A 12817-nucleotide genomic window follows, 5' to 3' on the forward strand; every position below is an offset into this window, starting at 1 on the left:
ATAGTGGCCGTCTGAGCCGGCGCAGACCGAGCACTGGTACAAAGCAGAGAGGGACACATGACAACACCCCATCCATCCGGCAAGCAGCTCTGGCGCTTGCGCGAGTTCATCACCGGGTTTGCCGGCCTGCTTGATGGCAAGCCCGGGCAGGCCCTCATCCTGGAGCAGGGCGGCGCCTTGCTGCGCCAACTGGTGGCGCACGATGACTGGTTGCCCGATGCCTATGCCCAGCCGCATCCCGAGCGTTACCAGCAATTCCTGTTGCATGCCGATTCGGCCCAACGCTTCTCTGTCGTCAGCTTCGTCTGGGGGCCGGGGCAGCGCACGCCGATACATGACCACACCGTCTGGGGATTGATCGGCGTGCTGCGCGGCGCCGAGCATGCGCAGTCCTTTGGCTGGCAGCGCGAGCAACTGCAGCCGGTGGGCGAACGCGCGCTGTTGCAGACCGGACAGGTGGAGGCGGTGGCGCCCGATCATCCCGGACTGCACGACGTGCATCAGGTCAGCAATGCCTTTGACGACCAGGTGTCGATCAGCATCCATGTCTATGGCGCCAATATCGGCGCGGTCCGGCGTTCCGTGTATCACCCGGATGGACGGCGCGTGCCGTTCATCTCCGGCTATTCCAATTCCACCTTGCCCAATATCTGGGACCTCTCCATCGAACAAGCATCCTCATGACTCAAGACCACGCCGCTGCTTCCATCCCTGTCATCAGCTATGCCGAGGTGCGTGCCGCGCTACTGGCACGCGAGGAGATTGCCTTGCTCGACGTGCGCGAAGAAGCACCGCATGCGCAAGCGCATCCGCTGTTTGCTGCCAATTTCCCGTACTCCCATCTGGAACTGAACGCTTATAGCCGTTTGCCGCGCCGTGACGTGCGCATCGTCACGCTGGATGACGGCGAAGGGTTGGCCGTGCGTGCCGCGCTGCGCTTGCGTACCCTGGGTTATACCCGCGTGGGCGTGCTGGCCGGCGGCGTGCGCGGCTGGCGGGAGGCCGGGGGCGAGCTGTTCCAGGACGTGAACGTGCCCAGCAAGGCCTTCGGCGAACTGGTGGAGTCGCAACGCCATACCCCGTCGCTGTCCGCCGAAGAGGTCAAGGCTTTGCTCGACAGCGGGGAGGACGTGGTGGTGGTCGATGCCCGCCGCTTCGATGAATACCAGAACATGAACATCCCCGGCTCCATCAGCGTACCCGGCGCCGAACTGGTGCTGCGCCTGCCGGCCATCGCCCCGGACCCGAAGACACGTGTGATCGTCAATTGCGCCGGTCGCACGCGCAGCATCATCGGGACCCAGTCGCTGGTCAATGCGGGCATTCCCAATCGCGTGCATGCGCTGCGTAACGGCACCATCGGCTGGACGCTGGCCGGTCAGCAGCTTGAGCACGGGCAGGCGCGTCGTTTCCCGCAACAGGTCGAGGTCGGCCAGCAGCAACAGTCGCGTCGCCAGGCTCGCAGCGTGGCGGACCGGGCCGGGGTGAAGCGCATTGCGTTCGCCGCGCTGGACACCCTGGCGCAGCCGGGTCGCACCGTCTATCGATTCGATGTCCGCACGCCCGAGCAGTACCGGGAGGGGCATCTGCCGGATTTCCTCTCGGCGCCCGGTGGCCAGCTGGTGCAGGAGACCGAGATGAACGCGCCGGTCCGTGGAGCGCGTATCGTGCTGGCCGACGATGATGGCGTACGCGCCGACATGACCGCCTCCTGGCTGGCCCAGATGGGGTGGGACGTGTATGTGGTGGAGGGCGCGACGCCGGCTGACTTCGCCGTCAGCGGCGAGGCGCCGCGCGCGCTGCCGGTGGCTGCCGTCACACAGCAGCAGCGCATTGGCCCCCAGCAGTTGAAGAACTGGCTGGATGCCGACAGGAGTGCCCAGGGCACCGTAGTCATCGACCTGGCCCTGAGTGCCCGTTACGTGGCAGGCCATATTCCGGGTGCATGGTTCGCCCTGCGCTCGGAGATCGCTGCCGTGGCGCGTCGCTTCCCGGCGGCCACACGCTTCGTGCTCACCTGCGGTAGCGCCTTGCTGGCGCAGTTCGCCGTTGCCGATCTGCAGGCGCTGGTGTCGCAGCCGGTCTATCTGCTGGAGGGGGGCAACGCCGCCTGGACGCAGGCCGGCCTGCCTCTGGAGAGTGGCGAGCAGCATCTGCTGTCGCCCCGCATCGATCGCTATCGCCGTCCCTATGAGGGTACCGACAATGCCGCCACCGCCATGCAGGCCTACCTCGATTGGGAGTTCGGGCTGGTGGAGCAGTTGGGCAGGGATGGGACGCACGGGTTCTTTGTGATCTGATCCCGGAGTCCAGTGCAAAATAAATTTGATTGCTGACGCTGGAAATGAAAAACGGCCCACCGAGGTGGGCCGTGTTCCATATCATCTGTCCTGTGGGGGAGGCTGACGCCCGCGTGTCCACAAGCTCACCGAAAAATGGTAGCACACGCGCCAAAGGATAGGTAAGTGGAATATGAACAAAGGCCTGACGCTATCGCAGATCGACAACATCACCAGCGCGTTGTCGGCAGCACGCCTGATGACTTTTCAAACAGTTCCAGGATTTTCCCCCGACGCTCACCTTCTTGACAGATACAGCTGGCACGCTTTGATGTCGGCCGCGTTCTTCGCTTCACTGCATGTCTGCGAAGTCAGTGTGAGAAATGCCGTGGACAGTGCACTGGCGGCCACTTATGGTGGCGACTGGCCGTGGAATAGGAACTTCGAACGCAGCTTGCCCAATCCTCGCGGTTCTCATTTCCAACCTCAAGCCGAGTTGCTGCGCGCTCGTGACAAGATGCGGGTTGGTGCCACTGGTAAAGTCATCGCCGAACTCAAGTTTGCGTTCTGGTGCCACATGTTCACTGCCCGTTATCAGGAGCGTCTATGGCGCGGACAGATGCACCGATGCTTTCCCAATTTCCCCAATTCCGGTTTTCCTTCGGGACCCGCACAGGCGCGTCAGATCATTCATGCCGAGCTGGAGACCTTGCGACGGTTTCGCAACCGCATTGCGCATCATGAACCCGTCCTGACTGATCCACTGGCGCAGCTTCAGCAGAGCATCCAGTCGCTGATCCGTTGGTGCAGCCTGGATGTCGCAGACTGGCATGCGACCTGGGAAACGGTGACCTCCTGCCTACAGCGCAAGCCGTAAGGGCCAGTATTCGCCACTTATTCATCTGAGATCGCAATTCAAGTGAGACAAAGCGTCTCGCTTGGTCGGCTAGATGTCGCCCATAGGCGACGCAGTCACATTGTTGTCACAGGAATGAAATATGATCCGCGGTCAATCCAGAAATCACTACGCGGGCGTGTACGGTGGAAAGCCATTTCAGTCTGACTCCGGCCATGGGGAGCAAGTTGTTCCAACCGACAGCGGGAGCGCTGGCGGTACAGGTGCCGGTCGTCCAGTTCGATGAGAACAATGCAGCCGTGCTGGACATCTTCGGCCAGCACAAGGAGCTGGTGAGCCTGCCGGTGGTGGAGCAGCAGCGGCCGATCGGGCTCATCAGCCGTCATATCTTCATGTCCCAGATGTCCAAGCCGTATCACCGCGAGCTGTACGAGCGCAAGAGCTGCATCGCGTTCATGGACAAGGACCCCCTCATCGTCGAAGCCGATACGCCCATCGAAACCCTGGGCGCGCTGGCCGTGGCTTCGGGCGACAAGACCCTGGCCGATGGCTTCCTGATCGTCGATCAGGGCCGGCTGGCGGGGCTGGGTGCCGGTCTGGCGCTGATGCGCGAACTGGTGACCATGCAGGAAGAAAAGAACCGCCAGGTGATGCAGAGCATCGACTACGCCAGCGTGATCCAGCGTGCCATGCTCAGCGCCTCGCGTGCGGCCATGACCCAGGCACTGGACGACGCCTGCCTGGTGTGGGAACCACGCGATGTGGTCGGAGGTGACTTCTACCATTTCGAAAGCCATGCGGATGGCTGGTTTGCCGCCGTGGCCGATTGCACCGGGCATGGCGTGCCGGGCGCCTTCCTGACCCTGATCGCGTCCTCTTCGCTGAAACAGGCGCTGGAGCTGCATGGCCCGCACGACCCGGCGCGCCTGATGCGCGAGGTCAACCGCAGCATGAAACGCGTGCTGGGCCAGCATGGCGACTCCGGCAAGGCCTCGGAATCCGATGATGGCATGGATGCCTGCTTCTTCTGGTTCGACCGCGCCAGCCATACTCTCACCAGTGCCCACGCCAAGATGGCGCTGTTCGTGCTGTCCGCCGATGGCACCGACGTGGCCACGGTGGAGGGCAAGCGCGTCGGCCTGGGCTATGTCGATACCCCCGATGACATGCAGTGGGACAACCATAGTCTGCAGCTCGAACCGGGGGCGATGGTCTTCGTCTGCACCGACGGCGTGATCGACCAGATCGGTGGACCCAAACACATCGCCTTCGGCAAGCAGCGCCTGCGCCGCACGTTGCTGGAGCATGGCAGCGGTAGCCGGCGCATGCCGGAACTGGCGCGGGTGGTGATGGACATCCACGCCCATTACCAGGGAACGCAGCGCCGCCGCGACGATATCTGTTTCTTCGGCGCTCGCCTGGGCGCCTCCTTCACGCAAGACAGTCAACACGGAACACACGCATGAACGGTATCCAGCAGGAGTGGGCGGAGTTCCACAGCTATGTCGCGCGACGCGACATCGTCTTCTACTACGTCGGCTATTTTTCCCAGACCATCATCGCCGCCATGGCCGAGGCCGTGAAGCTGCGCGCCGAGCATACCGGCGCGCTGGCGCAGACACGCCGCAAGCTGTTCTCCTCCTTCATCGAGATGGCACAGAACATCGTGCACTACTCGGCTGATCTGCATGAAAAGGAAGGCAAGGTCACCGAGCCGCCGATGCGCCACGGCGCGGTCTTCATCACCCAGACCGATGGCCGCTATTTCCTGCATTGCGCCAATCCGGTCGATGCCGACATGGCAGGCAAGCTGCGCACGAAACTGGAGCATCTGCGCTCGCTGACCAATGACGAGATCAAGCTGGCCTACAAGGAAATGCTGCGTTCTGAAACACCGCCCGACAGCAAGGGTGCGGGTCTGGGTTTCCTGACGGTGGCGCGCGATGCCAGCGCGCCGCTGGACTTCGAATTCTCCGCGCCCGAAGAAAATGGCGACCAGACCTTCTACCTGAGGGCCACCATCTGAGGCGTGCCTGATCCAGGCCCGCCGGTATCCGGACACACGACATCATGGACAATCTATTCATTGCCGCCAGCGCCAGTTCTCCCGAAGTGGACTTCCGTTTCGACCAGCGCATGCTTTCGCTGAAGGGCGAATCCTATCCCGAGAATGCCGCCCAGTTCTGGGGCGAGATCATCACCACGCTGCGCCGCTTCCTCGCCGACGACCAGGACGGCGGCACCATCACCGTCAACGTGGCCCTGGCCTACTTCAACAGTTCCAGCACCAAGATGTTGTTTTCCCTGTTCGATGCCTTGAACGAGAAGGCCGAGGCCGGCACCGAGGTGGTCCTGAACTGGTACCACGATGAGGAAGACGACACCATCTTCGAGTTCGGCCAGGAATTGCAGGAAGACTTTTCTGCGCTGGTCTTCCACGATCACGCGGTTCAGAGCTGATGGACGAGGTCGATCTTTTTGAAGCGGAAGCGCTGGCCCTGCGCCGTGCCAATGCCGTGCTGGCCGATGCCGGCACCGAGCCGGCCGCCCATCGGGCGGCGCTGGAAGAGCTGGTGCAGCACTACGGTCAGCTGATGCGCCAGAGCCGTCGCCTGATCTCGCGCAGCGACCGCACCGAGCGCGAGCTCAACCAGCTCAATGCGCGCCTGAAGCAACTGAGCGATGAGCTCGACTACAAGGCCAGGCACGATAACCTGACCGGTGCGCTCAACCGGGGTGCGGTGTTCGAGCGGGCTCACCAGATCCTGGAGAAATCGGCGATGTCGCTGGTGGTGCTGGATATCGATTTCTTCAAGCGCATCAACGATGAATTCGGGCATCCGGCCGGCGATGCCGTGATCCGGGAGCTGGTCGGCCGCTTGCGCAGCACGCTGGCGGGCACCGGTGTGGTCGGACGGGTAGGCGGGGAGGAATTCACCATCCTGCTGGCCGGGATGGCGCTGGAGCAGGCGGTGATATTGGCCGGAAAGATCCGGCAGGCGATTGCGGGGGAACGCTTTCAGTGTCTGCCGGAACGGGCGGTGACGTCCAGTTTCGGTGTGGCCTGGGCTGCGGCCGGCAGCGATTTCGAGGAGGCCTATGCACGCGCCGATCAGGCCTTGTATCAAGCCAAGCGCGGCGGCCGCAACCGGGTGGAATCCGAGGATACCGTCACCGGCTGACGCTGCCGCCGTGCCAGGCGGCGCCAGGTAAATCAGTAGCGGGTCATCGCCGTCACCAGTTCGGCCAGCGAGCCGGCGTGCATCTTGCGCATCACCTGCTGCCGATGGGCCTTCACCGTCCGTTCCGAGGTGCCTAGTTCGGCGGCGATCTGCTTGTTCAGGCGACCCTTGACCAGGCGCTCCAGCACCTCGCGCTCGCGACGGGTGAGCGTCTTCAGGCGCTGGTGGTGTTCCTGCCGCTGCTGCATCTGCGGACCGGATTCATCGAAGGGCATCAGCGCACCGCGGAAGGCGGCTACCAGCTGCTGGTGCAGCATCGGCTGGCTGCGGTTATCCTCCTTTTGCAGCGTGCCTCGGGTGTCGCGAATCGCGGTGGGCCGCGGTTCATTTCCTTCTGTCGGACGCTGGGCCTGCGAGGTGATCACGATCAGCGGCATGCCAAGTTGCCGTTCACCCAGCAGCGAACGCAATTGCGGTGCGTCGACATCCTGCATGTGGACTTCCAGCACCGTGCCGCCAGGGGGCGCCGTCGGCTCCTGCAGGAATTCGTCTGCAGAGGGATGGTGGGCCACGTGGAAGCCGGCGGCCTCCAGCATGCGACCCAGCGGGCCACCGAGGGAATCGTCACCACCAACGATATGAGCGAGATTTGTATTTGCCATGTTTTTCTTCCTTGACCGATATGGACGCATCAAACGGGATAAAGGGCTTCACCGACTTCCTCGCCGCGGCACCGTTTGCGCCACTGAACGAGGACATGCGGGAAGAAAAACTGCAGTTTCACCGTGCCGTCGAATTTAGTCGATAGGATGGAAAATTTCTGGCGTAATACTTCGAATTTCTTCGAGAAGAATCTCAATTTTTTTCGACAAGAGACCACATAGCGTGGCATATAAGAGACTTGCCGGCGTGGCTAATTGACACTTTCAGGCGCTTGTCCCTTGTGCGATTTCGACCTCTGCGTAAACCTGTGCCCGCCCGTGCGCCTTGGCCTGGTAAAGGTTCTGGTCAGCCAGCGCAATCAGCCCCGCCGGCGAGCTGCCGGGATCGGGTGCCGTGATCGAGGCCACGCCGATACTGAGCGTGACATGCGGCCCCACCTCCGAACGCGCATGCGGCAACTTCAAGCGTGCCACCGCCTGGCAGACATTCTCGGCCAGCTTGATGGCCTGTTCGCTCCCCGCCATCGGCAGGATGCAGGCAAACTCTTCACCCCCATAGCGCGCCACGCAGTCATAGCTGCGATGGAAGTTGCTGCGGATGGCGTGCGCCACTTCGGCCAGGCATTGATCGCCGGCCTGGTGGCCGTAATGATCGTTGTAGCGCTTGAAGTAATCGATGTCGATCATCAGCAGAGAGATCGCCTGGCCGGAGCGTTTGCAGAGTTCCCATTTCTCGGCCAGTTCGCTATCGAACTTGCGACGATTGAACAAGCCCGTGAGCGAATCGGTCACCGCAATGTTGCGATAGAAATCGGATTGCAGCTTCAGGGTCAGATGCGTCAGAACACGTGCTTTCAATACCGTGCCGTGGATCGGCTTGCTGATGAAATCGACGCCACCGACATCGAAGCCACGGGCCTCGTCCTCCTCGCTGTTGAGGCCGGTCAGGAAGATCACCGGAATACCCAGCGTAGCGGTGTTCTGCTTGAGCCGTTCGCAGGTTTCGTAACCATTCAGGCCGGGCATGTTGACGTCCATCAGGATCAGGTCCGGCTGCACCTTTTCGCACTGTTCGATGGCCTGCACGCCGCTGGTGGCCATGTAGATGTCGTAGTCACCCTTGAGCAGCGCATTGGCCAGGCGGATGTTGATCGGCTGGTCGTCGCAGAGCAGCACGCGCGCCCGACTGCCACGCAGCGACGAGAGTTCTTCCAGGATGCGTTTCAACTTGCTTCTCCAAAATGTTGATCCAGATGGCTCAGCGCCGAGGCAAAGTCGAGTCGTTCGATCAGCTCCCACAACTGCTGATACTGAATATGCTGTGTCATTCCATGCCGCTTGCTGATGGACTCGGCCAGGTCGAGTGCCTCCAGGTTGCTCGACGATAACAAGTCCCGCAGGCGCTGCCTATCAGGAAAATCGGAAGGCTGTGGCGCCGGTGTCACCGCCGGCGCGGCTTGCGTGTCGCCCACGGGAGTTCCTTGTATTCCTTGCATGGCCTGCATGAGCAATTGCTGCAGGACCAGTTGGGCATCGCGCTGGCTGGGGGCGAACTCCTGGCGCCAGCGTTCCAGCAGCGCATCGGTCTCGACGGACGCCGCTTGTGCGCTGTGTGCTTCAACGGTGCCGAAATAGGCCGCCAGACCGCAGGCACCGATGGTGGCGCTCAGGCCCTTCATGGCGTGACTGGCAGCACCGATGGCGGGCAGCGCGCCTTCTTCCAGCGCCTCCCCGTATTGCGCCAGGAGACGCTCCAGCTCCGCTCCTGCGGCATCCAGCGTGAAGCGGTAGACGTCACTGGCCTGACGGAATCGCCGCATCACCGTCTGGTAGCTGTCCACACTCTGGCGCGAACAGGGGACATCGGTGATGGCATCGGTCGCCGTCACCGTCACCGTCATCGTCTCCGTTTCCGGGGGCGATCGCTCATGACCCAGGTGTGACAGCAGGGTCGGGATCAGCGTGGTGACGTCGATGGGCTTGGCGATATGCCCGGCCATGCCCGCCTGGATGCAGCGACGCTTGTCCTCCGGCGATGCATTGGCCGTCATGGCCAGGATGGGAATGCCGCGCAGCTCGTGCTGACGTCGGATGCGACGGGTGGCCTCCATGCCGTCGATGCCCGGCATCTGCAGGTCCATCAGGATCAGGTCGAAGTGGCGCGCCGGGTCGCTGGCGATGGCCACGCCCGTGCTGCCGTTGTCGGCGCAGGTGACCTGCGCGCCGGAGAGCGCCAACAAGCCGCTGGCGACCTGGCGATTGACGGCATTGTCTTCTACCAGCAGGATCTGCACGCCTTCCAGTTCGCGCGACGTGGCCGGTGCCGTGTCGCCGCTTTGCATCGTCGCGTCCGCACTGCGCAAGCGCGCCTCCGACAGCGGTGTTGCATCTTCCACCGGCAATTGCAGATCGAACCAGAAGCGGCTCCCCCGTCCCGGTTCGCTGCTGACCTGCAGCTGGCCGCCCATCAGTTGCACCAGATGGCGACTGATGGCCAGGCCCAGGCCCGTACCACCGTAGCGGCGGGTGGTCGAGGCCTCGGCCTGGGTGAAGGCATCGAAGATGTCATCCAGTCGCTCAGCGGCGATGCCGATGCCGGTGTCCCTGACTTCCACCCTCAGGCTCACATGCTGTGTGCCTGATCCAGCGAGCTGTTGCAGCCGCACGTCGATGCGACCCAGGTGCGTGAACTTGAGCGCATTGCCGATCAGATTGACCAGCACCTGATGCAGGCGGTAGGCATCGCCCACCACCCGCTGCGGTAATGCGGGATCGAGTTCGATATTCAGGCTGACCCCCTCCTGGGGCGGCGAACCGGCCAGCACCGCGACGAGGTCGTGGCGGAAATGATCGAGATCGAAGGCCTGCAGCTCCAGCTGCAATTGCTGCACATCCATCTTGGAAAAATCGAGCAGGTCGTTGAGCAGGTTCAACAGCGACTTGGCCGAGATCTCGGCCTTCTCCAGGTAGTCACGCTGGCCCGGTAGCGGCTGGGTCCGCTGCAGCAACTGGATCATCCCCAGGACCCCGTTCATGGGCGTGCGAATCTCGTGGCTCACGCTGGCCAGGAACAGACTCTTGGCGGAGTTGGCCTGTTCCGCCTTCAGTCGCGCATCGACCAGGTTGTTCTCGAATTCGATGCGCTGCGTGATGTCCAGGTTGATACCGATCATCCGCGCCGCCGCGCCCATGCCATTGCGGTCCACATGGGCGCGCGCTTGTACATAGCGGATGCCGCCATCCTCGCGCACCACGCGAAACACCGGTTCGAATTCCCCGCTGCCGGCCAGGGCTATCTGCAGCGCATTTTCAACATAGACCACGTCGTCCGGATGCACGCGGCGGCGCCAGGCTTCGTAGGTGGTGGTCTGGGTGCCGATACCGTCGCCGATGCCATAGATCTCGGCGATACGACGATTGAACTCGAAGGAGTCACTCTGCATGTCCCACACCCATACCCCCAGCTTCGCCACTTCCGCGGCCAGCATCAACTGGTCGCGGGCGGCTGCCAGTTCGGCCTCCTGCTCGCGTTGCAGGCGCATGTCCATGGCGATGTAGAGATAACCGAGATGACGCTGGCGGTGATCCAGCATCGCGGTCTGCTGGCGCGCCACCGGGAGCGTTGCGCCATCCTTGCGGCGGTAGGGCAGGTCGGCCACGGCCTGGTCGGTCTCTCCCTTCTGCGGCGAGGCGGGGGGCGCCACACGCTGGCCGGAGAAGGCCTCTTCCTTCAGCTGGCCGATCACTTCTTCGGCCCGATAGCCCAGCATCTGCTCGGCACCGCGGTTGAACAGGGTGATCATGCCATCTGGCGCGGTCGCGATGATCGCCACCCCGGTGGCCGACCCCAGCACGTTGTTGAGCAGGGCATTGGTTTCCTGCACCTGGTCCAGCAGGGACTGGTTCTGTTCCAGAGCCTCCCATAGCTGGTTGCGGTTATGGGTGATCTCGGTGACGTCGTGCGCCACTACATAGAAACCGATCACCTCGCCCTTCTCGGAGATATCGGGGATGTAGGTGGTCAGCACGTGCTTCATTCCCAGTGCGGGATCATCGAAGGTACGCTCGAAGGTCTGTTTTTCTCCGGCGAGCACCGCCTCGATATGGGGCAAGGCCTTTTCGAACAGGTCGTTGCCCAGCAGGTCGGGCATGTACATGCCATTGATCTCTCCGGGCGAGCGATGGAACACCCGTTCGTAGGAGGCATTGGCGAAACGGTTGATCAGATGCTTGTCCCAGTAGCCCACCAGCGAAGGCATGACATTGAGCACTGTCTGCAGCATGGTCTTGGCCTGGTGCAGTGCATGGGTGCGCTGCTGGACGGTCAGTTCCAGCTCTTCGTTGATGTGATGCAGCTGGCGTTCGATGCGTTTCTCGCGGGTGATATCGCGCAGCATGAAGGCCTTGCCGATCGGGCGTCCCGCGCGGTCGCGCAGCGCGAACAGTACGGCCGAGGCATAGCGGATCGGGTCGCCCGGCAGACTGATGACCTGCGCCGTCGGCATCTGGTCGGACATCGCAGCGGCTTCCGAAACTCCGCCGCGCTCATCCAGTTCGCGCAGGGCGGCATGCTCGGACAGGCAGCTCCCCAGGGCGCGGCTCTCCGACAGGTGCAGATAATCGGTGGCTCCCTTGTTCCAGGAACTGATCATGCCCCGGGCATCGGTGGTCACGATGGCATCGGGCGAACTGTCGACCACGGCCGCCAGCAGGGCGCGGGCTTCCTGCAGTTTCTGCTCGCGGCTGGAAAAGACCTGGTAGGCCAGGGCGATGGCCACGATCAGCGCCAGCAGCGTGCCGCAGGAGAGCAGCATGGCGCGGTCGCTGATGAACTGGTGCGTCTGGCTGTATTCGGGTGAAGCGCGGATCACCAGTCTCCAGGCGCGACCATAGAGCGGTACCGCCGTGTCGAGGCTGGCCATGCCGTCAAGCTGGGCGAAACCTGCGCTGCGGAACAGCTCTACGGGCGGTTGATCGCTGGCCACATCCTCGATCAGGATTTCCAGCGAATGCATGTTCCAGCGCCGGCTCAATTCGGACAGGATGTCCTGCACTGACAGCGGGGCATAGGCCCAGCCGACGATCTGCTCGCGCCGTTGTTCCATGGTCGCAGGCGTCACCGAACCGGCATAGATCGGCAGCAGGAACAGGTAGGCGTTGGCACCCGTACCCTGCTTCTGCACCAGCTGGATCGGCGTGGTCAGTTCGGCGCGACCGGTCAGCATGGCGTGGTCGGCCGCCGAGCGACGTTCCTGGGAGGAGGCGATGTCCAGGCCCAGCGCCTCGCGATTGGGGCCGATCGGCTCGATCTGTTCGATGACGTAGAGCTCGCCGGTGGTCTTGCTCAACTGGGTGATGGAGGAAAACAGCTGATGGTGCGCGGCGACCTTCTTTTCGTAGTCCCTGCGCTGCTCCAGTGGCACATACCGGATAAAGCCAAAGCCACCGGCCCAGGGGAATTCCTGGGCCAGGTCGCGGCTGTCCATATAGCGCAGCAGACGCTCGCGATTCAGTTCGCCCGGGCCGATGGCGAGGATGGCACCACGCGTGCCGCGCAGGCCGTGTTCATAGCGGCGCAGGAGGGACTCGATGTCGTCCCTGATCCAGCGGCTGTCCATGGCCAGACTGCTGCGTACCTCCTGATGATTCAGATGGGACAGGCCGGCCACCCCGGCCAGCAACAGGCCCAGGGCAATCAGCAGGAAAATCCAGGTATTGCGCGTGACTCTGGTCATTTTCGACAGGTCTTTCTTGTTGGAATGCATGATCATCAATGAAACAAGCCCACGTACCCCCACGCGAGCCGGCGCAGTGCGCCAGGATGTGCTGATTCCACCA

10 protein-coding genes are annotated in these 12817 nt (G+C 62.8%); 7 read left to right on the forward strand and 3 right to left on the reverse strand.

Annotation, left to right across the window (positions count from 1 at the left end; all coding sequences use genetic code 11):
• Positions 1–57: 57 nt before the first annotated feature.
• The 7 genes from HBH1_RS07535 to HBH1_RS07565 all read left to right on the forward strand — a co-directional run bounded on the left by HBH1_RS07535 (position 58) and on the right by HBH1_RS07565 (position 6317).
• Positions 58–684 (forward strand): cysteine dioxygenase family protein, encoded by a 627-nt coding sequence (locus HBH1_RS07535; protein WP_102662222.1) that lies wholly within the window; start codon positions 58–60, stop codon positions 682–684.
• Entirely contained in the window at positions 681–2300 is a 1620-nt protein-coding gene (locus HBH1_RS07540; protein WP_102662223.1) for a rhodanese homology domain-containing protein, read from the forward strand. Before HBH1_RS07535 ends, HBH1_RS07540 begins: the two co-directional genes overlap by 4 nt.
• Before the next feature lie 172 nt (positions 2301–2472).
• Positions 2473–3156 carry a hypothetical protein gene (locus HBH1_RS07545; RefSeq protein WP_102662224.1) on the forward strand — a complete coding sequence of 228 codons (684 nt, stop codon included), beginning with the start codon at positions 2473–2475 and terminating at the stop codon, positions 3154–3156.
• A gap of 164 nt (positions 3157–3320) precedes the next feature.
• Positions 3321–4601: a SpoIIE family protein phosphatase gene (locus HBH1_RS07550; protein WP_102662225.1), complete on the forward strand. Its 1281-nt coding sequence runs from the start codon at positions 3321–3323 to the stop codon at positions 4599–4601.
• Positions 4598–5161 (forward strand): SiaB family protein kinase, encoded by a 564-nt coding sequence (locus tag HBH1_RS07555; RefSeq protein WP_006462073.1) that lies wholly within the window; start codon positions 4598–4600, stop codon positions 5159–5161. The genes HBH1_RS07550 and HBH1_RS07555 overlap by 4 nt, the downstream gene beginning before the upstream one ends.
• A gap of 44 nt (positions 5162–5205) precedes the next feature.
• The gene (locus HBH1_RS07560) at positions 5206–5595 is read left to right on the forward strand and encodes a DUF1987 domain-containing protein (RefSeq protein ID WP_006462074.1); all 390 of its coding nucleotides are present in this window, start codon (positions 5206–5208) and stop codon (positions 5593–5595) included.
• The gene (locus HBH1_RS07565; RefSeq protein WP_102662226.1) at positions 5595–6317 is read left to right on the forward strand and encodes a GGDEF domain-containing protein; all 723 of its coding nucleotides are present in this window, start codon (positions 5595–5597) and stop codon (positions 6315–6317) included. The genes HBH1_RS07560 and HBH1_RS07565 overlap by 1 nt, the downstream gene beginning before the upstream one ends.
• Before the next feature lie 32 nt (positions 6318–6349).
• On the opposite strand, the gene HBH1_RS07570 is transcribed toward HBH1_RS07565, so the two are convergent.
• From HBH1_RS07570 to HBH1_RS07580, 3 genes are all read right to left on the reverse strand, one after another.
• Complete coding sequence (locus tag HBH1_RS07570; protein ID WP_102662227.1) at positions 6350–6979, reverse strand: response regulator transcription factor; 630 nt, start codon at positions 6977–6979, stop codon at positions 6350–6352.
• A gap of 264 nt (positions 6980–7243) precedes the next feature.
• Positions 7244–8206: a diguanylate cyclase domain-containing protein gene (locus tag HBH1_RS07575; protein WP_102662228.1), complete on the reverse strand. Its 963-nt coding sequence runs from the start codon at positions 8204–8206 to the stop codon at positions 7244–7246.
• Positions 8203–12714, reverse strand: a complete 4512-nt coding sequence (locus tag HBH1_RS07580; RefSeq protein WP_233207555.1) for a CHASE domain-containing protein — start codon at positions 12712–12714, stop codon at positions 8203–8205. The genes HBH1_RS07575 and HBH1_RS07580 overlap by 4 nt, the downstream gene beginning before the upstream one ends.
• Positions 12715–12817 lie beyond the last annotated feature (103 nt).

Source organism: Herbaspirillum sp. BH-1 (assembly GCF_002870055.1).
Taxonomy (GTDB): domain Bacteria; phylum Pseudomonadota; class Gammaproteobacteria; order Burkholderiales; family Burkholderiaceae_D; genus Herbaspirillum; species Herbaspirillum frisingense.

Coding starts and splice junctions, on each gene's coding strand:
- HBH1_RS07545 (WP_102662224.1), top strand. CDS start 2,473: ATGAACAAAGGCCTGACGCTATCGCAGATCGACAACATCACCAGCGCG.
- HBH1_RS07555 (WP_006462073.1), top strand. CDS start 4,598: ATGAACGGTATCCAGCAGGAGTGGGCGGAGTTCCACAGCTATGTCGCG.
- HBH1_RS07570 (WP_102662227.1), bottom strand. CDS start 6,979: ATGGCAAATACAAATCTCGCTCATATCGTTGGTGGTGACGATTCCCTC.
- HBH1_RS07535 (WP_102662222.1), top strand. CDS start 58: ATGACAACACCCCATCCATCCGGCAAGCAGCTCTGGCGCTTGCGCGAG.
- HBH1_RS07540 (WP_102662223.1), top strand. CDS start 681: ATGACTCAAGACCACGCCGCTGCTTCCATCCCTGTCATCAGCTATGCC.
- HBH1_RS07580 (WP_233207555.1), bottom strand. CDS start 12,714: ATGACCAGAGTCACGCGCAATACCTGGATTTTCCTGCTGATTGCCCTG.
- HBH1_RS07560 (WP_006462074.1), top strand. CDS start 5,206: ATGGACAATCTATTCATTGCCGCCAGCGCCAGTTCTCCCGAAGTGGAC.
- HBH1_RS07565 (WP_102662226.1), top strand. CDS start 5,595: ATGGACGAGGTCGATCTTTTTGAAGCGGAAGCGCTGGCCCTGCGCCGT.